Source organism: Denitratisoma oestradiolicum (assembly GCF_902813185.1).
Lineage (GTDB): Bacteria > Pseudomonadota > Gammaproteobacteria > Burkholderiales > Rhodocyclaceae > Denitratisoma > Denitratisoma oestradiolicum.
The window spans coordinates 1,127,793-1,153,583 of record NZ_LR778301.1 but is presented as its reverse complement, the minus strand read 5'-3'; the positions used below and the strand labels follow the sequence as shown (position 1 = coordinate 1,153,583).

Annotated in this window: 26 protein-coding genes, 1 tRNA gene and 5 pseudogenes; 13 read left to right on the top strand and 19 right to left on the bottom strand. The window is 57.8% G+C overall.

Annotated elements, in window-relative coordinates; genetic code table 11:
• Positions 1-35: 35 nt before the first annotated feature.
• Together DENOEST_RS05395 and DENOEST_RS05390 are read right to left on the bottom strand one after the other, a co-directional pair.
• Positions 36-2,444, bottom strand: a complete 2,409-nt coding sequence (locus tag DENOEST_RS05395) for a CaiB/BaiF CoA transferase family protein (RefSeq protein ID WP_170228319.1) — start codon at positions 2,442-2,444, stop codon at positions 36-38.
• A 101-nt stretch (positions 2,445-2,545) separates the two neighbouring features.
• Complete coding sequence (locus DENOEST_RS05390) at positions 2,546-3,511, bottom strand: BKACE family enzyme (protein WP_170228318.1); 966 nt, start codon at positions 3,509-3,511, stop codon at positions 2,546-2,548.
• A 417-nt stretch (positions 3,512-3,928) separates the two neighbouring features.
• On the opposite strand from DENOEST_RS05390, the pseudogene DENOEST_RS20730 reads away from it, so the two are divergent.
• The 5 genes and pseudogenes from DENOEST_RS20730 to DENOEST_RS05365 all read left to right on the top strand — a co-directional run.
• Positions 3,929-4,162 (top strand): annotated as a pseudogene (locus DENOEST_RS20730) (IS110 family transposase); the annotation flags it as partial.
• A gap of 262 nt (positions 4,163-4,424) precedes the next feature.
• A pseudogene (locus DENOEST_RS05380) lies at positions 4,425-4,682 on the top strand (integrase core domain-containing protein); the annotation flags it as partial.
• A 31-nt stretch (positions 4,683-4,713) separates the two neighbouring features.
• A pseudogene (locus tag DENOEST_RS05375) lies at positions 4,714-4,860 on the top strand (IS5-like element ISEcl5 family transposase); the annotation flags it as partial.
• A 496-nt stretch (positions 4,861-5,356) separates the two neighbouring features.
• The gene (locus tag DENOEST_RS05370; protein WP_145772336.1) at positions 5,357-5,797 is read left to right on the top strand and encodes a helix-turn-helix domain-containing protein; all 441 of its coding nucleotides are present in this window, start codon (positions 5,357-5,359) and stop codon (positions 5,795-5,797) included.
• A gap of 171 nt (positions 5,798-5,968) precedes the next feature.
• Positions 5,969-6,403, top strand: a complete 435-nt coding sequence (locus DENOEST_RS05365; protein ID WP_145772335.1) for an HU family DNA-binding protein — start codon at positions 5,969-5,971, stop codon at positions 6,401-6,403.
• A gap of 281 nt (positions 6,404-6,684) precedes the next feature.
• Here the strand turns inward: DENOEST_RS05365 and DENOEST_RS05360 are convergent, their stop codons facing one another.
• The 9 genes from DENOEST_RS05360 to DENOEST_RS05320 all read right to left on the bottom strand — a co-directional run bounded on the left by DENOEST_RS05360 (position 6,685) and on the right by DENOEST_RS05320 (position 13,091).
• Positions 6,685-7,422 carry a hypothetical protein gene (locus DENOEST_RS05360; protein WP_145772334.1) on the bottom strand — a complete coding sequence of 246 codons (738 nt, stop codon included), beginning with the start codon at positions 7,420-7,422 and terminating at the stop codon, positions 6,685-6,687.
• Positions 7,419-7,745, bottom strand: a complete 327-nt coding sequence (locus tag DENOEST_RS05355; RefSeq protein ID WP_145772333.1) for a hypothetical protein — start codon at positions 7,743-7,745, stop codon at positions 7,419-7,421. Before DENOEST_RS05355 ends, DENOEST_RS05360 begins: the two co-directional genes overlap by 4 nt.
• On the bottom strand, positions 7,742-7,993 hold the full coding sequence (locus DENOEST_RS05350; RefSeq protein WP_145772332.1) for a hypothetical protein: 252 nt from the start codon (positions 7,991-7,993) through the stop codon (positions 7,742-7,744). Before DENOEST_RS05350 ends, DENOEST_RS05355 begins: the two co-directional genes overlap by 4 nt.
• The gene (locus tag DENOEST_RS05345) at positions 7,990-10,179 is read right to left on the bottom strand and encodes an ATP-binding protein (RefSeq protein WP_145772331.1); all 2,190 of its coding nucleotides are present in this window, start codon (positions 10,177-10,179) and stop codon (positions 7,990-7,992) included. Before DENOEST_RS05345 ends, DENOEST_RS05350 begins: the two co-directional genes overlap by 4 nt.
• Positions 10,176-10,664, bottom strand: a complete 489-nt coding sequence (locus DENOEST_RS05340) for a hypothetical protein (protein ID WP_145772330.1) — start codon at positions 10,662-10,664, stop codon at positions 10,176-10,178. Before DENOEST_RS05340 ends, DENOEST_RS05345 begins: the two co-directional genes overlap by 4 nt.
• 11 nt (positions 10,665-10,675) lie before the next feature.
• The gene (locus tag DENOEST_RS05335; protein ID WP_145771930.1) at positions 10,676-10,999 is read right to left on the bottom strand and encodes a hypothetical protein; all 324 of its coding nucleotides are present in this window, start codon (positions 10,997-10,999) and stop codon (positions 10,676-10,678) included.
• Positions 11,000-11,190: 191 nt separating this feature from the next.
• A complete protein-coding gene (locus tag DENOEST_RS05330; protein ID WP_145771929.1) occupies positions 11,191-11,388 on the bottom strand; it encodes a hypothetical protein in 198 nt (65 codons plus the stop codon).
• Between the two features lie 332 nt (positions 11,389-11,720).
• Entirely contained in the window at positions 11,721-12,254 is a 534-nt protein-coding gene (locus tag DENOEST_RS05325; protein WP_145771928.1) for an LOG family protein, read from the bottom strand.
• 3 nt (positions 12,255-12,257) lie between these two features.
• The gene (locus DENOEST_RS05320) at positions 12,258-13,091 is read right to left on the bottom strand and encodes a dCTP deaminase/dUTPase family protein (RefSeq protein WP_183148209.1); all 834 of its coding nucleotides are present in this window, start codon (positions 13,089-13,091) and stop codon (positions 12,258-12,260) included.
• Between the two features lie 102 nt (positions 13,092-13,193).
• Between DENOEST_RS05320 and DENOEST_RS05315 the strand changes: the two genes are divergently transcribed.
• Positions 13,194-14,141 carry an IS1595 family transposase gene (locus DENOEST_RS05315; protein ID WP_183148208.1) on the top strand — a complete coding sequence of 316 codons (948 nt, stop codon included), beginning with the start codon at positions 13,194-13,196 and terminating at the stop codon, positions 14,139-14,141.
• On the opposite strand, the gene DENOEST_RS05310 is transcribed toward DENOEST_RS05315, so the two are convergent.
• The 5 genes and pseudogenes from DENOEST_RS05310 to DENOEST_RS05295 all read right to left on the bottom strand — a co-directional run bounded on the left by DENOEST_RS05310 (position 14,142) and on the right by DENOEST_RS05295 (position 18,467).
• Positions 14,142-14,681, bottom strand: coding sequence for a nucleoside/nucleotide kinase family protein (locus tag DENOEST_RS05310; protein WP_183148207.1), 540 nt, complete (start codon positions 14,679-14,681; stop codon positions 14,142-14,144).
• A 15-nt stretch (positions 14,682-14,696) separates the two neighbouring features.
• On the bottom strand, positions 14,697-15,689 hold the full coding sequence (locus DENOEST_RS05305; protein ID WP_232096450.1) for a hypothetical protein: 993 nt from the start codon (positions 15,687-15,689) through the stop codon (positions 14,697-14,699).
• 57 nt (positions 15,690-15,746) lie between these two features.
• Positions 15,747-15,977 (bottom strand): annotated as a pseudogene (locus DENOEST_RS20620) (DNA methyltransferase); the annotation flags it as partial.
• A complete protein-coding gene (locus tag DENOEST_RS05300) occupies positions 15,974-17,224 on the bottom strand; it encodes an HD domain-containing protein (protein WP_170228285.1) in 1,251 nt (416 codons plus the stop codon). The gene DENOEST_RS05300 and the pseudogene DENOEST_RS20620, both read right to left, overlap by 4 nt.
• 31 nt (positions 17,225-17,255) lie before the next feature.
• Positions 17,256-18,467, bottom strand: a complete 1,212-nt coding sequence (locus tag DENOEST_RS05295; protein ID WP_145771924.1) for a hypothetical protein — start codon at positions 18,465-18,467, stop codon at positions 17,256-17,258.
• Positions 18,468-18,889: 422 nt separating this feature from the next.
• Between DENOEST_RS05295 and DENOEST_RS05290 the strand changes: the two genes are divergently transcribed.
• From DENOEST_RS05290 to DENOEST_RS05280, 3 genes and pseudogenes are all read left to right on the top strand, one after another.
• Complete coding sequence (locus DENOEST_RS05290) at positions 18,890-19,615, top strand: LexA family protein (RefSeq protein WP_183148206.1); 726 nt, start codon at positions 18,890-18,892, stop codon at positions 19,613-19,615.
• Between the two features lie 74 nt (positions 19,616-19,689).
• Positions 19,690-20,091 carry a LexA family protein gene (locus tag DENOEST_RS05285; protein ID WP_232096449.1) on the top strand — a complete coding sequence of 134 codons (402 nt, stop codon included), beginning with the start codon at positions 19,690-19,692 and terminating at the stop codon, positions 20,089-20,091.
• Positions 20,092-20,146: 55 nt separating this feature from the next.
• Positions 20,147-20,452, top strand: a pseudogene (locus DENOEST_RS05280) (Y-family DNA polymerase); the annotation flags it as partial.
• Between the two features lie 3 nt (positions 20,453-20,455).
• On the opposite strand, the gene mobI reads toward DENOEST_RS05280, so the two are convergent.
• The 3 genes from mobI to DENOEST_RS05265 all read right to left on the bottom strand — a co-directional run bounded on the left by mobI (position 20,456) and on the right by DENOEST_RS05265 (position 22,033).
• Entirely contained in the window at positions 20,456-20,917 is a 462-nt protein-coding gene (mobI, locus tag DENOEST_RS05275) for a conjugative transfer protein MobI(A/C) (protein ID WP_145771920.1), read from the bottom strand.
• 534 nt (positions 20,918-21,451) lie between these two features.
• Complete coding sequence (locus DENOEST_RS05270) at positions 21,452-21,814, bottom strand: IS5 family transposase (RefSeq protein WP_269475915.1); 363 nt, start codon at positions 21,812-21,814, stop codon at positions 21,452-21,454.
• Between the two features lie 144 nt (positions 21,815-21,958).
• A tRNA-Val gene (locus DENOEST_RS05265) sits at positions 21,959-22,033 on the bottom strand.
• Between the two features lie 152 nt (positions 22,034-22,185).
• Between DENOEST_RS05265 and folD the strand changes: the two genes are divergently transcribed.
• From folD to DENOEST_RS05245, 4 genes are read left to right on the top strand one after another with little or no spacing between them, the layout of a single operon-like run.
• Complete coding sequence (folD, locus tag DENOEST_RS05260; protein WP_145771918.1) at positions 22,186-23,061, top strand: bifunctional methylenetetrahydrofolate dehydrogenase/methenyltetrahydrofolate cyclohydrolase FolD; 876 nt, start codon at positions 22,186-22,188, stop codon at positions 23,059-23,061.
• Positions 23,058-23,567 carry a 5-(carboxyamino)imidazole ribonucleotide mutase gene (gene purE / locus DENOEST_RS05255; protein ID WP_145771917.1) on the top strand — a complete coding sequence of 170 codons (510 nt, stop codon included), beginning with the start codon at positions 23,058-23,060 and terminating at the stop codon, positions 23,565-23,567. The genes folD and purE overlap by 4 nt, the downstream gene beginning before the upstream one ends.
• Positions 23,568-23,590: 23 nt before the next feature.
• Positions 23,591-24,712, top strand: coding sequence for a 5-(carboxyamino)imidazole ribonucleotide synthase (locus DENOEST_RS05250; protein WP_232096558.1), 1,122 nt, complete (start codon positions 23,591-23,593; stop codon positions 24,710-24,712).
• Positions 24,705-25,709, top strand: a complete 1,005-nt coding sequence (locus DENOEST_RS05245; RefSeq protein ID WP_145771915.1) for an L-threonylcarbamoyladenylate synthase — start codon at positions 24,705-24,707, stop codon at positions 25,707-25,709. The genes DENOEST_RS05250 and DENOEST_RS05245 overlap by 8 nt, the downstream gene beginning before the upstream one ends.
• The last annotated feature ends 82 nt before the right edge of the window (positions 25,710-25,791 follow it).

Genomic DNA, 25,791 nt, shown 5'->3' with positions numbered 1-25,791 from the left:
GTCTTCGTAATGTTCCTGGGTCTATCTCCAAGGAGTCATCCCAACCCCTTAGGGACAGTGCCAATTATTTCTTTTGAGGCAAGGTGGGTAATCTCATCGGTTGAGAGTCCAAGCTCTTCTCTCAGGATTTCATGGTTGTGCTCCCCCAAGGTTGGGGAGCGGAACCGATGTTCTCCGTTCGCCCCTGAAGACTGGAGCCACGGCCACCGTGGATAGCGCCGCACACCGGTCAGCGGATGGTCGAGTTCCTGGAAAAAATTCCGTGAAACCAGGTGGGGCTCGCTGGGGATGTTCGGCTGGGTAAGCACGATCGCTGCGGGAATTCCCATCTCCCGCAGGGCGGTCATGACCGAATTCGCAGTGATCCGGCTTGTCCACAGGGAAATCAACTCATCGAGTTCATCATGATGCGCCAGCCGTCCCTTCAGGGAATAGAAGCGACCATCCTGTGCCCAGGTATTCACCGGGGACATCGTCCTGAATCGGTTCCAGTCGTTATCGTCCCTGATGGAAAGCGCAACCGATTGCCCGCATGAGCAACGATAAACGCCTTGAGGGGCCATCGTATCGCTGCGGTTGCCCATCCTCCCCACAATCTTTCCCGTTACGGAATGGGTGATTACCTGCTCTGCCGTCAGACATGCGCCGACTTCTATTTGAGGCACCTCAACCATCTGACCTTGACCAGTGCGCGCACGGTGAATCAATGCCGCCTGTAAGGCCACCACCGCATGCATGCCGACGAATGCATCCGCATATCCCCCCAGATTGACTGGTGGGCCATCGGGGTTGCCGGTAACCCAGGACATCGCGCTAACTTGCTCCAATGGCATGCCAAAGCTGGTGAAATCTCGCCACGGTCCTTCCAGGCCAAACCCCGGAACACGTACGATAATCAAGCTCGGGTTAATCTCCTTGAGGCGCTCCCTGGTAAATCCAAAGTTATCCATTACCCGGGCCGTAAAGTTCTCGATCACCACGTCGGCCTTTGCCAACAATTGCTCGAAGAGCTGCTTTCCCTCAGGCGCATCAAGATTGAGCGTGAGATTACGTTTGCTCAGGTTGGTATGCTGATAAATGCTGCTTCGTTCGTACCAGTCATGTCCCTCTTCCGGATACGCGCATTGAAACCGGAAGGCGTCCGCGCGCTGGATCGATTCCACCTTGATGACGTCTGCCCCGTAGGCTCCCAGATAACAGCTGATATAGGGTCCGGCCCAGAATATCCCCAGGTCAATCACCCGCAATCCTTCGAAGGGGAATTCACCATTGCCCGTTTGCGTTGCTTGTCCGGTGGATTCCCTCGGGCTCCAGGGCATCGATTCGTCCATCGGGTTGTCTGCGCCCAATCGGGGGGTCCCTTTACGCAAGCTTGCGGGGGTATGTTCGAGCCGATAGGGGAAGCCGGGACGGACGAAGCCCTCGTCAGGATCGCGGATGAAGAATGATCTGGCTTGTAGCTGCGGTACTTCCAACAGGGTTTTGCCATTGGAAATCGGCACAGTGGGAATCCGCATCGCCTGACATATCTCCACGACTTCCTCTACGGTCCGCTCCATGAGCCAGGGCTCGATGTCGCGGAAGAATCCATCGAAGTCGGGTCCGCCGTAGGTGATTTCCATCTGCTTGGGGATGTACTGGGGTACCTCCAGCAGATGACAACAATCAATGAAATTCTGCCCGGTCAAAGCGTTAATGCTGACCAGGCCGTCCTTGCAGCGAACTACCCCAGGGAAGGGGAAATGTCGTTCTGCAGGAATTCCCCACCCCAGGGATGTCAGTGTCTCGATGTGCAGCCAGACTGCACCGAGACAGCACACCAAGCTTTCCTGCTTGGATACATCGAAGTAAACCGCCTTTTCTGAAGTGGATGCTATGGAATAGGCTGTGAGAGCGGCAGCAGCAGCGTAGATGCCAACGTTGTAGTCTGGAATCCGGCCGCCTGCCTGGAGCAAAGGAAGTTCCGGCACATGGTGATTATTCACCCATTGCGCAGCGGCCTGCACCGTCAGATCGGTGGCGGGTTGACCAGAATAGGGACCTGTCTGGCCAAAATCCGAAATCCTGATCAAAGCAATCTTTGAGTTGGCCTTCTCGAATACATCGAATCCCAGCTTGAGGGCTTCGAGTACCCCGGCCCCCAGATTTTCAATGACCAGGTCGGCAGCTTTCACCAGGTCGAGAAGTGTCTTCCTCCCCTCCTCGGAGCCGAGGTCACATTCAATGCTTCCCTTGTTGGCGTTCAGGTAGCGAAACAGCGTGCCCTTGCTCGGGTCATCCTCATCATCGGGGAAGGAGCCTGCCTGGCGCAGTGGGTCGCCGGTCAGCGGAGGTTCCACCTTGATCACATCCGCGCCCAGATCGGCAAGCAACTTGCTGCAATACGGACCCGAGATGCCTTGTCCGATCTCTACAACCCGAAGATGAGCCAGGGCATTGGGCATTTGCGTTTTCTCCATGTGCGAACATCACCCTGCGGGGGCACCGGGAAAGGCGGCCCCGCATCGAGGAAAGGATTTGTCGGGATGGGCCGAAGGCCCATTGGTCAATCGTAGGTGGTGGGGGTCTGCGAGAAACCGAGTATTTCCCGTGCCTGCTCGGGGGTGGCGATTTCGCGGCCAAGCTCCCGGGCCAGCCGCACCACCTTTTCCACGAGCTGGGCATTGCTCTGGACTTGTTGTCCCTTACCCATATACAGGTTGTCTTCCATCCCGGTCCGCACATTCATGCCCATCAGGATGCCCATGGTCATTACCGAGGGTTGCCATGGCCCTACGCCCAGCACCGTCAGGCTGGAAGGCTTGGGTGCCGTTTCCGCCAGATGGATGATCTGCTTGGGTGTGGGATAGCTGCCGCTCTGGAAGCCGAAGACCAGCTGAGTCAGATAGGGAGGCTTGAGCAGCCCCTTGTCGATGAGATTGTGCACCAGGGACCAGCAGCCTGGATGGAAGACCTCGACTTCGGGACGCACGCCCTTATCCATCATGGCCTTGGCGTAGGTTTCCGTCATTTCATAGCCGAACGGTGCCACGGCCTCGAAATTCACGTCCTCCATGCGCCCGGCTTCCGGCCGCTTTTTCATGATGAAACGGGTTGCCAGGGGGCCGATGTCGAGGCTCGCCGCTTCGGGATTGGCCTCCAATGGTGCCAGGGCCTGGCTCAGGTCGGCGCCATAGCCGCCGCCGCAGGTGTTGTTGATGATGATCTTGGGACACTTTTCCCGGACCTTGCGGTTCATGTTCCGGTAAACCGCGGAGTCCGTGCTCGTCTGCCAAGGCTGGCCGGGAACCCGGGCGTGAAGATGAACATAGGTGGCGCCGGCGTTGTAGCAGTCATAGGCCTGCTGGGCCTGTTCCTCCGCGGTTTCCGGCAGGTTGGGATTGCTTTCCTTACCATGCACGCCACCGGTGAGGGCGACGGAAATGACCAAAGGCGGCAGCTTGCTCTGCGCCACCGCATTTACCCATTGCTTCTCATTGCTCGGGTCCCAAACATCCTGGCTGTATGTCATAACTCGTGCTCCTCTAATGGAAATCGAAAATGTCCCGGGGCCTCGTAACGCCCGTGAGCAAAGTATGAAGAGGCGAGGGTGGCGTGACATGATGCAAACGCACTAAAAACACCTAAGGAAACGCCGAATAAGTCCCATCTACCGTGGACGAAATCCCTATCAGGTAGTCGGATGAAGGGTATCGAACACAAGAGACGGAACGATGAAATGGTATGGACGTCCCCCACCTTCGAGCGCTAAACACGAGATATCCACGGCGCCAGTCGCCTCTTGGTCTAGGGGGGCCACCGTCGACCGGCGCCGTGGATATCTCTGCGGCGGGTGAAAGGTAGGAGGCGGACCCTCACGGGCCGACGGCATCAAAGTGCCCAAAGTGGAAGAATCGAAATTCTTCACAGGCAAACCGGAGGGTCCGACATGAATGCTAGCAAAACGGTGGTGGGAGTGGATACGGCGAAGCGGGTGTTTCAACTTCACTGGATTGACCAGGAGACCGGAGAGATCGTGAGTCAGCAGCTCAAACGTGAGAAGTTTCTCCACCATTTTGCCAACCGGGCAGCGTGCCGGATTGGCATGGAAGCGTGCGGCGGTTCGCAGCACTGGGCGAGGAAACTCACGGCGATGGGTCACGAGGTCAAGCTGATGGGCGCATTCGCTTACTGGGCATCAGCAAACGTGGCGATACCTATTTGCGCACGTTGCTGATTCACGGTGCACGGTCGGTGCTAACGCACGCTAAAGAACCGGAACCGTGGATCACTGAACTACGCCAACACCGGCCGCTGAATATCGCCGTGGTGGCGTAACGATCTGGGCCTTGCTGGCCCACGAGCGGACGTACAAAAAGGGATTTGTAAGTCAGCCTGTATAGGTCTGACCCACAAATGATGTATCGACCACTTTGAATGAAAGGAACCGAGGCACCAAATACTGCGGCAAGGCCGAGACCCATGACTACCAGCTCTACCTGGCCCTCAATGAGATCGAACACACCAAGACCAAGGCACGGCATCCGCAGACGAATGGCATCTGCGAACGATTCCATAAAACCATCTTGCAGGAGTTCTATCAGATTGCATTCCGGCGCAAGATCTATCAAACCCTGGACGAGCTACAGGCTAATCTGGATATCTGGATCGAGCACTACAACGCCGAGCGCACCCAAAACGGGGGAACTGTCAGATCAAGTCTGAACTTCTACATTTCACAAGCTGCTGGAAACCCATGATCTGGGGGCAGCGATCTTCGCCAAGGTTGGTGAACTGTTGATGAAGAATGGCCTGCGCCTGTCGGGCGGCACCATCGTCGATGCCACACTGATTGCTGCGCCACCCTCGGTCAAGAATCGTAGTTTTTCCATAGGTGGTATTTCTCTCTCGATTCAAGCAAAGGATCGCTCGACAACCCAGTGCTGGGGCATGAAAGCAACGGTGAAGTTCAGACCAGCACCTGCCTGAAGCCGAATTCCCAACTTCTGATATCCTTAGGCCACGAATCACTGCTAGTGCCTCTAGAAGACTCGGCTTATTCTCTGTTTTCATCACCCACTCCAAAAAACAGAAAACTATACATATCAGCCACAGGTGAGCAGTCCCATATTCAACTCATTGATCATAAACTTGATTTTTCGAAATCGCGCTGAGCCACTTGGCTGGCGACTCGTTGTTAACACGATTCGTTGTTAAGTCTTGAATTGATAGAACTATGAGTTACGCTATTTGGCTGAGACGGTATGCGTATTTTTCGCAACTCCAGATGAGGATTTTCATGAGCATTGCCATCATCCTCGCCCGTTTCATGGGCCGTCCCCGATAATCACCCTGTCATCTTCTATCAAGTAGGTCCATGTCCAATATCGCCGCCGTCCTGAAACAGGAAATCATCCGTCAGGTACGTAAGGAATTACGCGCCGAGACACGCCCCCTCAAAAAATCCCTGGCTCAGTGCCGAACCGAGATCAGGCGCCTGAAACAGAGGCTCACGACCTTGGAGCGCCAGCCCTCCAGGACATCGACTTCCCAGCCCCGGGCCACCCCGTCACCCGCACAGGACGGGACCTCAACAAAATTCCGTTTCCGCCCCGCGGGTCTCAAGAAGATGCGGGAACAGTTCAATCTGACGGCAGCGGTATTGGCATCGATCCTCCAGATATCTCCCCAGACGGTGTACAACTGGGAGGCAGGCAGTTCCCGTCCCAGCCAGGAGCAGCTGACGAAACTCGCCATCCTTAAAAAGATGGGCAAGCGCAAGGTTCAGGCAACCCTGAAGCAGCTGGCGGACCACTGAGGCAACGACGTCATTACCTGAGCTCGATTTTCCGGGAGCTGGCACGCCTGTCGTCCCCATGACAAATTGAACTATGCCGTCATCCAGCCCTATTTCCCTCCATAGGCATTAAGGGGGCTTCTTACAATCCCCAGGCAGTCCTTTCCATTCCATAGATTGAAGGAGCCCACCATGGCCACCAAGAAACCCGCCGCAAAACCTGCAGCCAAGCCTGCCAAGAAACCAGCCGCCAAGGCACCGGCCAAGAAGGTCGTCGCCAAGCCGGCTACCAAGGCTGCCCCCGCCGCTGTCAAACCCATCAAGACCGCCTTCAACAAGACCACCTTGACCGCCTTCCTGGCGGAAACCTCGGGGGTCGAGGCCAAGGAGGTGAAGAAGGTCATGGCCGCCCTGGAGGCTGCCGCCCTGGCATCGGTCAACAAGAAGGGCCTGGGTGAATTCCTGCTGCCGGGACTCCTCAAGGTCGTGGCCCAGAAGGTGCCCGCCAAGCCCAAGCGCAAGGGAATCAATCCCTTCACCAAGGAAGAGCATTGGTTCGCCGCCAAGCCGGCCACCGTGAAGCTGCGGATTCGTCCCCTGAAGAAACTGAAGGACGCTGCCCTCTAAGCGTCTCCGCAGGGCCGCCCGATGGGCGGCCCTTTACTCTCAGCCTTTTCTTCAGCTGTTCTGGCAGGACTCTTACGAGTCCTTCTCCTGCCGCCCTTCCCAGTGATGAATTCCCACAATCCCCAGGACGATCAGGCCCACGACTACCGCTAGGATGCCCAGTCCCATCAGGGTTTGTTGAAGATCCATTTGATTCTTCCTTTCTCAGATCCATAGATTCCTGCGTTTCACCGCCGACCAGCTTTCCCTGCATTGACGGCCGAAGAGTCCCTGAATGGGCTTCAGATCGGCTGTCCAGAGTCGCAATCTCCCCCGCCTCCGTTCCCGCTGGAATAGCGCTTCCTGGCCCGTCGCCCGGTCCGACCTCCTCTACCCTCCAAATGATCCCAGTTCGTCACATGGTGGGCCGAGGGCGGATTGGCAATCCCCCAGACCCGCTGCAGGCCTGCCGTCAGTAACTGAGGCACCTCCAGCATCGGCCCGGCCTGGACGATTTCCTCCCCAGTGACCCCATTGACTACCCGAACCTCGGCCAGCCCCGTTTCAAAATTCCGGCTGATCTCCACCTGAAACCGCTCCCGCCGGGGCAGTGCCCGGGGCCGTTTGAGCGGAAGTCCTGAAGCCCGGGACAGAATCTCCAGCATCAGCTTGTTGGCCAGCCCCGCAAAGGGCCGTCGCAGGAACTCACAGCCCGTCGCTTCAGCCACGTAGAGCGCCACCGCTGCCGAACGAGAAATCCCCGCCCGGCAATGCACCTTGAGGTGATGGGCTATGGGTGAGGCATGGAGCCGCTCGACGAACCCGATGACCTCCTGGCCCTGGGCATCGTCAAACAGGACCCAGTCGGTGTAGTCCTGGCTATCCACATCATGGAATGCCAGCCGCAGGATTTCCGGAAACACTGCCAGCGGGGCCATTCCGGATTCGGGTTCGTTAATGGAAATCACCGCCGTTGCCTCCTCCACCGTCAGGGCTTCCGCCTTGCGCCGAGGAATAAAGTCCACACTCAGGATCGTCATGAGGGGTCTTCCTCCTTGCTTAGACCGGTATCCGAGTTTTTTGCGGGGCGTTGGGAAAACGCCACTTGGAACATCACCCACCAGGCCCTCAAACTCCCCAGCAAGAGCCCAAGAGCCCCCAGCAGGATCAGGACTTCGCTCAGGCCCTGGGCCCAGGCCGGGCGGTGGCCGGCGTAGTCCGTCGTCCCCATCAGCAGGGCCACCCCCAGGGCCATGAGAATTGCCGCCCCCAGAAACATGGGCAGTAAGACCCCACAGGCCGCCCGGAAGGGGCGCAAGCCGGTTTTCAGTCCGGATTGGAATTCATCCTTCAGCGTCATCACGGTTTCTCTCCTTGTTTGTCCACGATGATTTGGCCAATGACCACCAGGCCCAGCCAGACCAGACCCATGAGGCCCGTGCCGATCCACACGCCCGTGCTTTCAGTGGCGCTGGCCAGGATCACCAGACACAGCATCACCGCGCCCCCGATGAGTCCCACCTGACCCACCAAGTTCGGAGCATGGGGTTTGGAGGTTGAGGTGGGCATGGACGTGGTCGTGGCGGGGATGGGAGTGTGCTTGTTCCTCATGCCGCCACCTCCCCGGCTCGATAGTCCTCACTCTGCCGCTGCTTGGCCTGGACCTCCAGTTCCAGCTGATCCAGCCAATCCCGGGGAGACAGGCTCTCTCCCAACAGCAAGCACTGACGCTTCACCGTCGCAAAATCCCCCGGGGTCAGGTTCTTCATGAGGATCAATCGCTCTTCGTAGTCCGCCTGCTGGGAGGTGCTCAAGGGTTTGTTCCTCAGGTCCGCCTCATTCAGGAACATTTCCCAGCGCTGCTCGAAATTCAGGGGCAGGAACTCCAGCTTGAAGGTAAAGCGTCGCAGGGCAGCAATGTCCAGATGGGAGTACAGATTGGTGGCACAGATGAAGATCCCCTCGAAGCGCTCTATCTGTTGCAGGAGTTCATTGACGATGGAGACCTCCCACTGGTGTTGGCTGCGGGCGCGATCCCGTAGGAAGGAGTCCGCCTCGTCCAGGAGCAGGATGGCGCCTTCCTCCTCGGCCTGATCGAAAGCCTCGCTCATCCGTTTCTCCGACTCCCCCACATACTTGTCGAAGAGCTCCGAGGCCCGCTTGGTCAGGAGGGGGTAGCCCAGTTCCTGGGCCAGGTGCTCGGCGAACTGGGTCTTGCCGGTGCCGGGCAGGCCGTACAGACACAGACTCGCCTGGGGCCGTAGACGCAGTGACTGGAGAATCTTGGCCGGACCGAACCTTCCCGCGGAATTGAGATAGTCCAAGCTGTACTGGGTGACCGGCATCCGGGCTTCATCCTTGTTCTTCCGGGCCAGGGCCTTCTGGCTGCGCTGGGCCGCCAGGAGCAGATGGCGAGCGTAGGTACGCCGAGAGCGGCCGGCCGTGATCTTCGCCAGGGACTTGGCCGAGCTCACCTGCTGTTCCGAGAGGCCTTCCAGCTTGACCAGTTCCAGCTTGGTGCGGGGGGCCACCGGCAGGGTCTCGATCAGGGACTCCACCATGACCTTCCGGTCCGCCCGGGTGCCCTTCAGGGCTTCGGCATGGAACAGGAAGCGGCCCAGGGTTTCCTGGTGGAGGCGGTTTGCCTCATGGCCCAGCCACAGGGTGGGGATGGGGTTCTCGGCCAGAAGGCGCTGATCCAGGGGCTGGACATCCGTGGCCTCTTCCATAAATCCCATGAAGCCGAAGATATCCGGATAAACCCGGGTCAGCACGCTCTGAGCCTTCTCCACCACCAGGACCGTCCGTTCCGGACGCTGGGCCAGGAGTCGCTGGGCCACGATCACCGCAGCGGGCCGATCCCCATCGGGAATGTCGGGGTTGAGGGTATAGGGGGTGGCGCCGGAGGCCAGGATCAGGCTCCGGGCCAGGCGATGCTTGTCCCGGGCGGTCTTGCCGTAGAGCAAGGCGTTGATGCCCGGCAGGCCCACCTCCCGGGGATGCAGCAGGGCTTCCAGGATTTCCCGGTCCTCAGGGAGCAGTCGGGAGGTTTCTCCCGTAGATCCCTGGGGCTCCAGGGACTGGAGGATGCCGGTGGCGAGGGAGATGCCGGTGTTGATCAGCAGGTCTGCCCAGAACTCCGAGAGGGAGGGGTGGGTCTGGGTGGTGTGGAACATCCGGGTCCCGGCCAGTCGCCCCCGGGATGAGAGGGCGGTGCTGAGGGTTTTAGCGTCCATCTCCAGGGTGATCTGCCAGAACTGGTTCCGATCAACCCGCTGTTCGCAGAAGAGGCGGGTGAAGAGTTGCAGGGGCGGATGGACGGTGCAGCACAGGGCATAGCGCAGCACCTGGGTTTCCGCCGGGGAGAAGGCCATCAGGTCGGAGATCATCTCGAGTCGGCCAGTGGCGCTGTCTTCCCCGGCGTCGATTTCCTCGGCCAGGGCACGACGGTAGGCTTCCAGGAAGTTCTCGCAGGTCTGGGCGTACTCGGTGGGGTCCTGTTGAAAGGTGTCATGGAGTTCCAGGCCTTCCGCCAGACTGCGGGCCAGATCGGCGGACAGGGCCATGGGGACCTGACTGCGCAGGGTCTCGATGAGTTTCAGGACCTCGTCGTGCTGGGCATAGCGGGCATTGACGGCGCTGGTGATGCGCAAGATGGACTCGGGCCATTTCACGACCCGCTGCAGGGTTGCATAGTGGGCGGCGAACAGCAGGGGTTCCCGCTGAAGGTGGCTCAAGGTCTCGGGGTCGGCGCCGATGCGCAGGGGAAAGCGGGCGACATCAGGGAGGAAGGTCATATCAGCGACTCCTGAGGATGTTGGGGGTACAGGGGACGGCGTTGGACCCGGACGACGCCGGCGGGTGGGTTCAGGCGTTGGGCGACCCTGACCTGGTAGTCGAGGTAGTGCTGAAGTTCCCTGGCATCGGCCAGGATCCGGGGGGGCTGGCCGCCGTACTGGAGGACCAGATGGGGGTAGGTCTCATCCAGATATTGGTAGGACTGCCAGGACACATGGGCGCCGGTCTGGTAGTCCAGAAAGCTGACATTCGGCAGCATGTGGAAGTGTGGCAGGTCGTTCATCTTTTCCAGGGCATCCCCAATGTCCTTCGAAGACAGGGGCGTTTCCAGAAACTCCAGCCAGAGGGGCATCTCGGGAGTGGCTTCGGGGCGCTGGGTGGGACGACGGTGGCGATACCAGGACAGGCCGCGATCGAAGAGCGTCCGGGCGCTAAAACCCAGGGCCAGGAGACCGAGGGTGTTCAAAAGAGTCATGTCGTTCATTTTGGTATTCCTCAGGGAAGACGACGTTCGGCCAGGATGGCGTCGGAAGAAATCTTGATGTCCTGCAGCAGTACCCGGCTGAATCGGTGCTCCACCGGACCGCGGTAGCTGCAGCCGGCGACATGTTTCTGGACCGGGACGGCCAGATACGTGAGTGCTTCGCAGGTTGCCGGGGCGAGGATCAGTTCCGCGCGCTCTTCGATGGTTTCTAAGCTGATGACCATCAGCAGGCTCACGAGGGCCAGGGCGATGGTGACGAGGATGATGAGGCGGAAAGGCGTGACTTTCAGGGTTTTGGGCGTGGGGCCCTGAGGATTTGTCGGTAATAGATTCATGGTGAGATTTCCTTTGGATCATGGGTTTTGAGACCTTGGCATCAGTGTGGTGGGGTCAGTGGCTCATGACATGCGCCTGACCTGTCACATTGATTCCGCCAGAACAGCCTCTCACGGAAGCTCAAGAATGCAAGTAACTGTCGTGGCCGAAGGACGCCAAAACACTTGTTTGGCATTTTTAGAGGCGTGTGTTAAAAGGCGCTCGCCCGCCAGCGGGTTTCGCGGCCGATGCGCCCCCAGGATTGACCGGGAGACGACCGGGCAAAGGCCGCCTGGTCCTTGGCCTGTTCTGCCGAGAGGCGGTCTGCCAGACACAGGGCATGGAGCAGTACTGAGTGTATCTGGGGGGCCTGACGCAAGCAGCCGGCAGTCCAGAGGTACCGGAGCATGGTCGCCCCTTCAGGCCAGGCAATGTCCAGACTGGACAATGCCGGGGAACGTCGAGGGCGTCATGACTGAAATGACTAGCTGAAATTCGGCCTCTATGTGGAGCTCAACATAAGGCTGACCTGCCGGTCGTGGTGATCAAGGCGACAGGCCGGAGATCGGCCAATTCGGCCGGTGGTGGGGGTACCAGAAACGTCTGGCCGGTGTCGCACAGGTTGCTGACATTGGCGACCTGGATTACGCAAAGGTCAGCTTCCCCATCTCGCGAATGCGAATACTGTGCCCTTGGTCTCAATGGTTAGCTCGAATAGAGCGCAAAGCCTATCCGGGCCAATTAGCGAATGCGTTCAAGTAAGCGGAGTACATCCTGCTCTACGATAAGCTCGTCGAAATAGCGCTTCTTAAGGAAGCCTTTTTCGACCATTTCCCCAAGAAAGCACACTAGGGACTTAAAGAAGCCGTCTATATCGAGGAGTGCGATCTTCTTCTGGTGGAGACCCATTCTTGCACCGGCAAGCACATTAAATATCTCGTCGAGGGTTCCGATGCCTCCAGGTAGGCAGACAAAGGCGTCAGCAACATTCATCATATGACTCTTACGCGCCGCGAGTGTGGGAGCCTCAACGCATTCTCTAATCTCGGGGTGAAGATGAGCTGCTTCGCCAGAGGACTGGACGACAACTGCTGAAATGACGCCACCACCAAGAAGTGTCCCATCAATCAGAGAGCCAACCATTCCTAGCCGCGTCCCGCTGCAAATTACCCCCCACCCGAAAGTTCCAATTTGCTTCCCCAATTCATATGCGACCGTGTTGTAAGCTCCGGAGTTCGAGCTACTTACCCCGCCGAAGACGCAAATTGTTTTCACGGCTTACCTCACGCTCCGTTGTTTCTTAGTCTTGTCATTTTCGGACGTGCCCCGGGTCTGTTGCATTTCATCAATCACCGTTTTCATTTTTGCAATCTGCGCTTCTCCAGCTTCTATCGTACGCGACATCTTTTCGCCTGCTAGCTCCAGCCGGCTGATAGCGGCATCTGCTTTAGAAGCTACGTCGTTGGCCTTCTCGGTGGCCTGGGAAGCTTTGTCAATTAGCGAGTAGCTCATTGTGGCCAAGATAGCAAAGACGGCGATTATGCTGGCAACCACAACGGCCATTACCAGCCACCAGAAATTCTTGAAGTCGCTTATCTTCTTCGATAGGGTCACGTCCAGCGTCGCCAAGTCTTCCTTGATTTGTCCCCCTGGGCTAACTGCTGTTCCCGCATCGACAAAGCCTTCAAATGTCTTCTTGTCTTGATATTGAGCTGTGTAGCCTTTGGCCTTCAAAGCCGTAGTCTGGTACTGAATCGTGGCGAAGTGTTCGTATCGCGTCAAACATACCTTGCGGCCACTTGGGTTGTATAGGATGCAGAGCAAGGCGCCGCGATATCCTGGATCTACTTGAGGACCGTTGGACAAGATTACCCCCGATATGAATAGCCGCACTCGGATATCGAAGGTGCCAACCAAGAATCGAGGGGTAATAGCCTGCTCAACTGCCGTGACGATTACAAACGAGTAGGGGGGGATCTCCATGGTCGGATTGTTGTCCGTAAGATCATGGTATTTCCCTTGACACCAATACTTGTTCTGTAAGCGAAGGTCATAGCTGGCTGTTTCGACTTTCTGTAAATCGCCGCCTTCCAGCAGCGTGCCGGCATTCATGAGTTTCTTTATTGATTCTGATTACCGACAAGTCTCAGCCGGCTCACGTAGTGAGCTAGTAAGGGTTTGAAAATAGTGCAGACATTGAGACGGAGGTCTGCCATGAAAAATCGGGTGCAATTTCAACAAGGGCTGTCGATGGCCGAGTTTATGGAGCGGTACGGAACGGAGGCGAAATGCGAGACGGCGCTGGTCGAACAGCGTTGGCCCTCGGGATTCGTCTGTCCGTGCTGCCGGGACACCCGGCACTCCCGTTTTGAGAGAGGTGGAAAAAGGCTGTGGCAATGCCATCGCTGCCGCCACCAAGTGAGCGTCACCGCCGGAACGATCTTCGAGAACACCAAGCTGCCCTTGACCAAATGGTTCCTGGCCATGTTCTTCATGACCCAGTCCAAGAACAACATCTCGGCGCTGTCGTTGAAGCGCCACCTCGGCGTCAGCTACGACACTGCTTGGCTGCTCAGGCACAAGCTGATGGCGGTGATGGGCGATGCCGAGGCCGGTCGGGCGCTGGATGTTCGTGTCGAGATCGACGACGCTTATCTTGGCGGTGCCCGTGCCGGCAAGGTGGGCCGGGGTTCCGAGAATAAGGTACCGTTCGTGGCGGCGGTGGAAACGACCGCCGATGGTCGGCCTCTTTTCGTCCGTTTCGACCCCATGCCTTTCACTCACGAGCGGATCGACGCCTGGGCCAGCAAGACGCTGGCGCCGACCACCCACGCGTTGTCGGATGGCTTGCCGAGTTTCTCGGTACTGGCGAATTCGGTCGAGACACACGAGGCCATCGTGGTCGGCTCCGGCAAGCAGGCGGCCCAGCATCCAAAGTTCCGCTGGGTGAATACCTTGATCTCGAATTTCAAGACCGCTCTGTCGGGAACCTATCATGCCTTCCGCTTCGCCAAATACGCCAAGCGCTATTTCGCCGAATACGCCTACCGCTTCAACCGCCGATTCGATCTCCGAACCATCGTCGTGAGCCTCATCAGTGATTGCGCCAGGATGCTGCCGCACAATGAAAGCGCGATTAGGTTGGCTGAGACTCATCGGTAATCAGATTATTGATTCTCCGCTTATGATGCCTCCACGCCCTCCAAGCAGAAAGGCGATCTCATTGACGGCAGCTGCGACTGTTTCTGCGTTGCCGGTTAACACTACGTCGCAATTCCGCACAACTCCTCGCTGAGCTTCGAACGAGACCTGATCGAGGAGACGAGTTTTATCTTGTCCCACTCGCGCATGCTGCTCATCAAGGCTACCAATGGTGTCTAACCCGACTGTTACCAGTTCAACCTTTGTACCGAAGTCGCCCGACAGGAAGTTCTCAAGGTTGGCCGGATCGAACACGGTTATTCCGACGCGCTGAATCTTCTCCAATTCATCGTTTCGCATACCGTACTTGGTGGTGCCCCGGTCAATCGACCACGCGAACTGGGCCGCGTTCCATTTTTTCTCAAAGTGATACTCGCTCTCTCCGGTATAACGCGGCTGTCGTTGTGTGGATGGTTTAAGAACAAGAGCCTCGGTGACCTTACTAAGAATCGTGGTCTTACCCGCCCCCGGTATGCCTACTAAAAAGATCAGCACGCGCATTGCGTCTCCCCTTGCCTACGTCGCTCCATGACCGAAGATATACAGACTTTCCTTCTTTATTGACGTCCATGACTGTCGAGCTCGGACTTGGCGGATGGAACGGTCGATTTGAATAATCGGTTTCCAATTGCTTGACTCCATGCATTCCATTAGAGCTTCAGTACCCCGTTCCCGTCCGGCGTCTTTATGGGGAAGAAGAAGAGCGGCCAAACTAACGTCGTCCATGTGACACAATTGTTTTGTCAGACTCTCCGCCAGTTGCACTGCCCACACCTCGTGAGATGCTGAATCAAATCTCTTTCGGCGTGCGCCAATTTCGGTTCTGCATAATTCCAATATCTCGTCATCTCCTAGCCCGAACGCATACAGCGAGAGACGCTGTGCTAGAGTGTAATCTATGGCATCTGCATACGGCGGACTAGTTATCAACAACTTAGATTTCAGCCGCGGCACCATGCTTGGCTTCTTAGTGGAAAGCCAGTTATGTGGTGAGAGCCAAAGGCGAATGTCATCTTTCACTGGCGATCCAATTTTCGCTACTGCGGTGTTAGTTATGATCGTCTCAACGCGGCTCAACCATCTGAGGCAGAGGCTGATAATGTCCTTGCGAACAAATTCGCGTGGCCTCACGTTATCGGCGATATGCCCCCAACTCTTGTTCTGTGACGAGGCAGATCGCAGCACTGCAGAAATCATAGCGAGACCAAGCAACCGACCGGCTGCTCCAATGATGGTCGTGTCGATTGCTTCGGAAATCTTTTCTAAGTCACGCAATGTGCGTTCTTCAATCCATACGGAAAGCTTTTCGAGATTGGGATTGAGGTGAAAGATTGCCCCAAACTTTTCCGGCGCAGGTCTAATGAGCTTGTTAAGAATATGATCAACCTCGGCCACCTCCGCTGGATCAGCTTCAAGAAGCAATGGGGAGCAACGTCCATCGATACGTAGCACGGTGTTACGAACCGCATCAATTAGCATCAATGGAGTATGACTTTTGACGCTCTTCAAGAGCAACAAAAATCCCGCGACGTACGCAGCGAGGCAGCCTATCGCATTTGTCTCTACTATCCAGGCTCTACGGCCTTGCCGAATGCTTTCGAGTGAAGTTGTCCCAACACCGCCATATGGATCGAAAATTAGATCTCCACAGCTGGATAGTGCTTGGACTAACGTAGCCGGTACATCGGATGGAAATGTACCAGGATACCAATGGATGCTTTTGGTTGTGCCTGGCAGATGCTCGGGAAAATCCCAATCAATTTGCTCAAGTTGGCGAAGAATGCGTGCTGGGATCATAAAAGCGACAATTGAGAGTCTGTCGGACTTTCGCCCATAGGGTCTGGAATGGGTATTGCGTTGCCGATTCCGTGCTCCCTAAGCACATCGGAAAATAACTGTAACAGCCTTTCCCGATCTAGCTCATTGAGACGGGAGTGTGAGACGAAAAGACCGCAAAGGAGGCGACTACTGCTATGTCCAATAACAATGGACTCGCTGGATTCTGCAAGCCGGACCTTGATGGCTCGCTCGGTCTTTCCTTTGTCAAGAATGAAGTGCACCAAAGGTCGGACACCACGGCCTTTTGATTTTCGAGTCAATTCCAATTCGATTGACTTCTTAGCCTCTGCACCCGAAACAGCTGCGTAAGCGTCTATATCGGGCGACTCCATGATCGCAATGGGATCATATAAGTCCCCTCGACGAAGGCGTCGAACTAATTCTCTCGTTTCCTGTGCTTCACCAAGTCCTTTTGCGTCGAGGAAATCTAGAAATGCACCATCGGTCATTAACCAACAGTCTGCACCAATGAGGTCATGCTTAATCGCAATTTCTATTGCTTTTGTAAGCATGCCTTTCGCAGAGAATTCCGCCCAGTCATTGAGCAAAAGACTATACAGCCTCGTTCTGATCGCTTGCCATCGAATTACAGAGTCGGTGGCGCTTACTGGAAGGACCAGTTCTCCGCCTGATGCATTTAGGACTTGGGCGAGCCGGAGAGGAATGGTCCGGTCGGCATCTGTTGCAACTCCAACGTGAAAAGCGAGGCGAACAACATTGTCAATGTTGTCGAGATCCATCGTGCCGGAAATCAGCGGTCCATACTGGCCCTCACCACGGATAATGGCTGCGACAGACTCCATCCGCTTGCCAAGCAGTGAGTGAGCAGAAAATGGCTTTCCGGAAAAAGACGAGCTTGCTAATGTATTTTGATGGTAATCAGATCGCCGACCATGGGCGATATCCTCATGAACGAAGTCATCCGGCGTTGTGTTGTCCTCAAGTACATATTGCATCGAATGCCCGAATGGTCCGGTCTGCATGTCATGGAGGGCTGCAGCCGCAATTAAGTCTCGCCCTTCGCTTTCCGGAATACCATGAGCCGCTACCCAGCACTTGGTCAAGTGCATCACACCAAGGGTGTGCTCAAACCGCGATATTTCGGACGCTCCGGAAACAAGAAGCGAATTGATGTTGCACATCCGTACGTACCGCAGCCGCTGAACTTCTGGAAGTGCAATTAGATCGCTCTCGAACGGCGTCATTTCGAGACGTCCGTATAGAGGATCCCATGACCTAGCAGTGGTTAGCATTAAGCTCCTCCGCTGCTAACCATCCGGACACAGCAGCCTGCAGCAATCCTCGCGCATGGCCGCTGCTGTCTCCAAGCGCGTAAACGGAAGGCAAGCTTGTCTTGTGGGATCCAGAAAGTGAGAACGTATGCCAGTGCCAATCAAGGAGTGGCATGTGCACTCGATACGGTTGCGAGCTATCGATCAAGCCGAGGTTACTGATTTCCTTCAGGAAGGCTGCCAACTGCGCTACATCATCACTGCCATATAGACGCTCTAGCACTGACGGAGGCGTGAAAACGTCGCTTTCCCTTGACGTGCGAGAACTTTCGGATAGCAATTGCGGATAGCACTTTTCCGCTGCTTTGAGAATTTCCTTCAGACGCTGTTCCTTATTGGATACCCTCAGCAATAGTCCTATGTTTGCACGTTCTGATGATGCATCGGCTACGATACCACCGGCAATCGTTATATTCTTGAAAGGGTATCGATGAACAATTCCTGGCGAATTAAGACAGAAGGTTCGGACGCGACCGTGGATGATTTTGGCGTCTGGACCAAGCGCGGCTAATCTCTCAATTGATGCTTTATTGTCAAACTCCAGCCGAACGCCGATGTCCATCCCTTTTCCTTCGGTTGGCAGTGCGCCAGCCTGCAGCAGCAGTCCTTCCGATAGCCGTCCCGCAGCATAGAAGACGGTGTCTGCATTTACCAAGAAGTCATGGCTGTCCGCCCTGACATGAATGGACCAGCGGCCAGGTATGTAATCTAGTCGAGTAGCTTTGCCTTTCACAACAACAGCTCTGCGACCAATTTCGGTCGACAGCCTGTTCAGAACTGCCTCCATTTCTTGCAACGAAAGAACAATCGACTGATAGCGGCGAAAGGTGAAGCCTCCCCCGAGATCATGTGACTGGTCGATTGATTCAGAATGCTGACGCCCGGTCAGGCCCAACTCGCAGATGACTTTCTCAATCACCTGGTTAAGGCGGTCAATTGAGCCCGCCACCGATACGAGTCCCATGCCAGCGGGAGGAAACGAAAACTTCGCACCAGAAAAACGGGCAAATCCACCAAGGCGACCGGCGGATTCCGGAAGAGGGTTATCAATCAGCACGACACGTGCGCCCGTCTGTATCAATCTGACCGTGGCTATGATGCCTGCAAGCCCACCGCCAATGACTGCGACATTAGCCTCATAGGGCTCGGGTCTCATGCTGTTTAACATCCTTGGTTACTAACTGACTGGAAAATTGCGTGTAAGCACAATCGAGAGGAAATCGGACCGGAATGTCCCTTTCATCTTCTGAGCTACATGTTACCTAATTGCGATGGGTTACGTCCCGCCTCAGGCAGTTTAACGTGCTGTTGGGCGACTAAGGCCGGAGACCGCAGATATTGCAGCCTGCGATTGACCACTTAGAGCTCGAAGTGTGTTTTCGCGGACAGCGAAGCCACCGTTCAACGGGATCAAGACCGAGCGACAGATAACCGGCTCACTGCCGACCGATCATGAACATACCGTCAGCGTCCGCTATGGCCGAAAACCTGCCCAGCTGCCTTTCCATTCCCCGTTGACAAGTGATCGTTCGTTCTCTAAATTGGTGATCATAGGATCACCTATCGCCGAGACCGATCATGACTGCCGCTGCCCAATCCCGTGACTTGGACTACCTGAACACCCTGCGTGATTACTACGCAGAAAACCGGCGCATTCCCTCCTTCAAGCGTATCGCGGAGCTGATGGGTTTCGCCTCCAAGGCAGCCTCCAGCAAGCTCTTGGATCGTCTGGAGGCTTCCGGATTCGTAGAGCGCACGCCAGATGACGATGCCTGGATGCCCACCTCCCGCTTTTTCGAGCGCCCTCTGATGGATTTTGCGGTCCGTGCTGGGGCACCGGATATGATCGAAGGTCGCCAGGGTGAGCACTTCCTGGTGGATCAATACCTTGTCCGCCAGCCCTCCCGGACCATGATGGTGCCGGTCAAGGGCGATTCCATTTTTGCGGTCCGTGCTGGGGCACCGGATATGATCGAAGGTCGCCAGGGTGAGCACTTCCTGGTGGATCAATACCTTGTCCGCCAGCCCTCCCGGACCATGATGGTGCCGGTCAAGGGCGATTCCATGATCGATGCCGGTATCCATGAGGGCGACATCGTAGTGGTGGAACGGACCAAGGTGGCTAGGGCCGGGGATTTTGTCATCGCCATTGTGGATGACGAATTCACTCTCAAGGAACTCGGCCTGGAGCGGGGTAAGTTCGTCCTGAAACCCCACAATCCGGCCTACCCGGTGATTCGCCCCAAGGATCAGCTTGAATTGTTCGGGGTGGTCACCGGCCTGATCCGACGCTACCAGGGCTGACCATGGGCTGCTCATGCTATCGCCGGGTCTCTCCCCGGCCAGGGACTCCTTTTCCTCAAATTCCGGGGCAGGAGGTGATCTGCCTTCCCGGCTATCCCCTTCTGGCTGGGGCAGTCCCGGCGGGCTTCCCATCACCGGCCGCCGACTATGCCGAGGGACGCCTAAACCTGGATGATCATCTGGTGGAACACCCGGAGGCCACCTTCTTTGTGCGGGTCACCGGTCACTCCATGACCGGCTTCGGGATACACGATGGCGACCTGCTAGTGGTGGATCGGGCTCTGGACCCCAAGGACCGCAGTGTGGTGATTGCCGTGGTGGATGGCAACTTCACCGTCAAGCAGATCTGCCGTCTGCCAAATGGTGTTCTGCTTCGGTCAGGATCCTCCGGTCATTCCGACATCCTGGTCCAGGGAGATCAGGAGCTCACGGTCTGGGGTGTCGTGACCTGGTCTTTGCATCAGGTTGCTCCATGAGCCAAATTACTTTGCCCCTGGACCGAATCCGATCGGTCCCAATACATCCCTCGTTATGGCGCCAACGCTGACCTCGCACCCCATCGCCCTGATCGACGGCAACAACTTCTACGTCTCCTGCGAACGGGTCTTCAACCCCAGGCTGGAAGGTCGTCCGGTGGTGGTACTGTCAAACAACGACGGCTGCGCCGTCTCCGGCAGCAACGAGGTCAAGGCCCTGGGCATCCCCATGGCCAAGCCCTGGTTCCAGATGAAGGAGGTGGCCCGTCGTCACGGCATCATTGCTCTGTCCAGCAACTACGCTCTGTATGCCGACATGAGTACGAAGTTGCGTACCCCCTGGCAAAGAAGCTCCAGGAACACTCTAGTCTTGCCCATGGTACTTCTCGATCTTCTTGAGGTTCTTGACGATTTTAAGGAGCTGCTCGCTCACTATGGCAGCCATTAATCTAAGTTGCGCAGCTTCAGCCTCCACGCTCCTGATTTTTTCTTTTTCCCAATTTTGTGCCTCAGTCAGCACGTTCTCTAGGTCGTACTCAAACTTTCCTCTTGGCTTCTTAAATTCCCTTGTATAGCACTGACGTTTTCCTGATACCCCCGACCACTTTAACTTTACCCACCAGATTCCAATTGAAGTGCCTCTGCGCTTTGTCTTGAGTGATATCTGGGATTTGTCTTCCCAGTTTTTACGTTCCTTGTTTTCTTTAAAGTGAAAATCTTGGTAATCCACCACAAGTTCTCCCGCTCGCCAGTGAATCCTATCCAAGCTTGATTCCAGGGCTTCCCTAGTGGTTTCCAACATACCCTTTAGTTCCTTCAGTTCCATTTTCACCCTTTCAAAATAAAGGGGGCTCGTCCCCCATTTAACTACCTGACGACTTACGCCCTCGCCCCTAGAGGAAAATGGGGCGTTGCGGGGGAATTTTGGGCTGAGAAATGAGATTTAGGGGGCCAGAAAGTCAAGAATTTCGGAACATTACGAATATGTTTCTCCTACTTCTGTCGCCGCCTATCGCCCCTAATAAATTAAGGGCGAGGCGCCTACCTCGCCCCTAGTTAGGGGCGACACTGCCGCACTCAAATTTATGACATTGTTATTACCCATACCTCGTCCCCAATAAATTAGGGACGAGTACTTATCCTCGCCCCTAAATAGGGGCGAAGGCGATTTCGCCTTTCTTAAGGACGAGATTGCGTCCTCGCCCTTAATTTATTTAGGGGCGACCTACGCCAGAATTTTAATTCTTGGTCATTTATGACTTTAACATCGTCCAAATTTCGGGCTCATTTAAGGGGTTTTCGATTACCTCGCCCTTAAATAAATTAAGGGCGAGAACTCAATCTCGTCCCTAGAGTGCGCTCACAGTAGCCAAATATAGGCGCATGCCAGATGCAAGAATGCATTGAAGCGGCAGGCCAGCTTGTCGTATCGCGTGGCAAGGCGACGGAATTGCTTGAGCCGATTGAAGAATCGTTCGACGAGGTTCCTGGCCTTATAGCGGTGCCACTCGACCGGACGCTGGATCGTTCGATTGCTACGAGGCGGAATGATGGCTTGCGCGCCGGTGGCCTCGATGCACGTAATCAATGCATCGCTGTCATATCCTTTGTCAGCGATGACCGCTTCGGTCAGGATGGCCTCGATCAGCGCCGCCCCTTGGATGACATCGGCCACCTGCCCACCGGTAAGTATCAGTCGAATCGGATTCCCCCGATGGGACAAATCAGGAACAATCCAATAGGAAAAAAAAGGAACACAGAGGAATTCAGGGGACAAATCCGGGACAGTAACCTTCGAATTCAGGCAAAAAAATGGCCGACTTATTAGTCGGCCATTTTTTCAACCCGTTGATACTGTAGGGAATTTTGGTGGGTGGTACAGGGATTGAACCTGTGACCCCTGCCGTGTGAAGGCAGTGCTCTACCGCTGAGCTAACCACCCGTCGAAGAGGACGCGGATTAGACCACAATCGATTTGCCGGGTCAAATGGGAGGCGGGTCGCGGATGCAGCATCTTGGCGTTTCTCCCTACACGATGGCTGGACGCTGAGGCGTCGAACCCGGATAATTCGCCATTTTTCCGACCGGATCATCATGTCTGCCAGAATTCTCGACGGCAATGCCCTTTCCGCCACGGTGCGTGGCCGGCTGGCCGAGCGCGCCGCCGCCCTCCAGTCCCGGGGCGTCACACCCTGCCTCGCCGTCATCCTGGTGGGCGAAGACCCCGCCTCCGCCGTCTATGTGCGCAACAAGGTGGCCGGCTGCGAAAAAACCGGCATGCGCTCCCTCAAGGACAGCTACCCGGCAGATGTAGACCCTGCCGTGGTGTTCGCCCGCATCGCCGAGCTGAATGCCGATCCGACGGTCCATGGCATCCTGGTGCAGCTGCCCCTGCCCAGGCAGTTCGATTCGGACGCGGTACTGGAAGCCATCGCCCCGGAAAAGGATGTGGATGGTTTCCACGCCGAGAACGTGGGCGCCCTGATGCAGGGTAATCCCCGTTTCATCCCCTGCACGCCCTATGGCGTCATGGAAATGCTGAAAAGCCAGAACGTGCCCCTGAAGGGCGCCGAGGCCGTGATTGTGGGTCGCAGCAACATCGTCGGTAAACCCATGGCCATGCTGTTGCTGGCCGCCGGCTGCACCGTCACCGTATGCCACTCCCAGACCCGGGACCTGGCCTTCCACACCCGCCGCGCCGACATCCTGGTGGCCGCCGTGGGACGGCCCCGGATGATCACCGGTGACATGGTGAAGCCGGGCGCCACTGTAATTGACGTAGGCATCAACCGCCTGCAATCGGGACCGGATGCAGGCAAGCTCTGCGGCGACGTGGATTTCGCATCGACCAAGGATGTGGCCGGGCTGATCACGCCGGTGCCCGGCGGCGTCGGCCCCATGACCATCACCATGCTGCTGGCCAACACCCTGGAATCGGCGGAGCGCTCCGCCAGGGAGACAAAAAAATGAACGGACATCCCCTGGTGGGCATCGTCATGGGTTCGGACTCCGACTGGCCCACCATGCAGGCCGCCGCCAGGATACTGGAGGAGTTCGGCGTCCCCTACGAGGCCCGGGTGGTCTCCGCCCATCGCACCCCGGACCTGCTTTTCGACTATGCCGCCATGGCCCAGGAGCGTGACCTGCGGGCCATCATCGCCGGCGCCGGCGGTGCCGCCCATCTGCCCGGCATGCTGGCTTCCAAGACCATCGTGCCGGTGCTGGGCGTGCCGGTCCAGTCCAAGGCCCTGAGCGGCCTGGACTCCCTGCTTTCCATCGTCCAGATGCCTCGCGGCATCCCGGTGGCCACCTTCGCCATCGGTGAGGCGGGCGCCGCCAACGCGGCCCTCACCGCCGTGGCCATGCTGGCCACCGCCAACGATGCGCTGGGTCGGGAGCTTTCCGCAAAGCTGCTGGATTTCCGCGCCCGTCAGAGCGAGAAGGTCATGCAGATGAAGCTCGAGCTGCCCAAATGATCCTGCCCCCCGCCACCCTGGGCATGCTCGGAGGCGGCCAGTTGGGCCGCTTCTTCGTTATGGCCGCCCACGAGCTGGGCTATCGGGTCATGGTGCTGGACCCGGACCCCCACAGCCCCGCCGGGCGCATCGCCGACCATCATCTGGCCGCTGCCTACGAGGACACCCAGGCCCTGGCCCTGATGGCACAACAATGCGCCGCCGTGACCACCGAATTCGAGAACGTGCCGGCTGATACCCTGGCCTATCTTTCCAAATTCATCCCCGTGCGACCGGGAGCCGAGGCCGTAGCCATCTGCCAGAACCGCATGGCGGAAAAGGGCTTCCTGCGGGACCAGGGCCTGCCCCATGCGCCCTATGCTGAAATTCACGACGAGGCGGACCTTAGCAAGGCCGATGCCGCCCTCTTCCCCGGCATTCTCAAGGTGGCCCGCTTCGGCTACGACGGCAAGGGCCAGGCACGGGTCGCCAACCGGCAGGAGGCCCTGGCCGCCTTCCGCCAGTTCCATGGCGAAGCCTGCGTACTGGAACACATGCTGTCCCTGGATTACGAGGTTTCTGTGGTGCTGGCCCGGGACGAAAACGGTAAGGTGGAGTGCTTTCCCACAGCGGAAAACAGTCACAGCCGGGGCATACTTGATGTCAGCATCGTGCCGGCCAGCACTTCCGCCGACCTGGCCGGCGAGGCCGAGGAACTGGCGGCCCGCATCGCCACTGGCATGGACTACATCGGTACCCTGGCGGTGGAGTTCTTCGTCTGCAAAGGCCGGCTCTACATCAACGAGATGGCCCCCCGCCCCCACAACTCGGGCCACTATACCCTGGACGCCTGTGTCACCAACCAGTTCGAGCAACAGGTGCGCGCCCTCTGCGGCCTGCCCCTGGGTTCGCCCCGTGCCCGCAGCGGAGCGGCGATGGTCAATCTGCTGGGCGACCTGTGGTTCCAGCACGATCCCCACCATGCCCGCGAACCGGACTGGGCGAAGCTCCACACCGTGCCCAATCTCAAGCTCCATCTCTACGGCAAGCACCACGCCCGCCCCGGCCGCAAGATGGGGCACTTCACGGTCGTCGGCGATGATCCGGCCCAGGTGCGGCAGATCGCCCTGGAAGCAAGACGGGCCATCGGCATCCGCGATGAATGAAATCGGCCGGGCCGTCGAGTTGCTGCGCGCGGGGGAGCTGGTCGCCATTCCCACCGAGACCGTCTACGGCTTGGGGGCCGATGCCGCCAACCCGGTGGCCGTGGCCCGCATCTTCGCCGCCAAGGGCCGCCCCGCCGACCATCCACTGATCGTGCACATCCCCGCAGCCAGCCATCTGGATCAGTGGGCGAAAAACATCCCCCAGGCCGCCCACACTCTGGCCGCCACCTTCTGGCCCGGTCCCCTGACCCTGATCCTGCAACGCCAGCCCACGGTGCCCGATGCCGTCACCGGCGGCCAGAATACGGTGGGCCTGCGGGTGCCCGGCCACCCCCTGGCGCTGGCCCTGCTGGCGGCCTTCGCCGCAGCCGGCGGCAGCGGCGGCATCGCCGCTCCCTCGGCCAACCGCTTCGGCCGCATCAGCCCCACCACTGCCGACCATGTGCGGGAGGAGCTAGGCGACCAGGTGGCCCTGATCCTGGATGGCGGCCCCTGCGAAGTGGGCATCGAATCCACCATCGTCGATCTTTCCCGGGGCGCTCCCGTCATTCTGCGTCCCGGCGCCATCACGGCGGAGCAGATTGCGGCGGCGCTGCACGGCACCCCCGCCATTGGCCAGGCGACCGCCAGCACGCCCCGCGTCCCCGGCGCCCTGGAGGCCCATTACGCACCGGAAACCGGCCTGCGCCTGGTGACGGCGGCAGAGCTTCCCGCCACGGTAGAGGCGTTGTTGGCCCAGGACTTGCGCCTGGCCGTGCTGGCCCTGAACGCGGCCCCCGCCGGCCTGCCCCCTCTGGCCTGGATCGCCGCTGGCAGCAATGCCCGTGACTACGCCCATCAGCTCTACGCCGCCCTGCGGGAACTGGACCACGTCGGGGCCGACCTGATCCTGGTGGAAGCACCGCCCCAGACGATGGAATGGCAGGCCGTCCATGACCGCCTGGGCCGGGCCGCCTCCGGCGCCGGCAAGCGCCAAGCTGATCCCTTCCGGCCATGAGCGCTCCGCACGCGACACAGCCCGGAGCCGCGAAGCGGCGAACCGTCGTCACCCCCTCCCGAGGGGAGGGGGACGGGGGGAG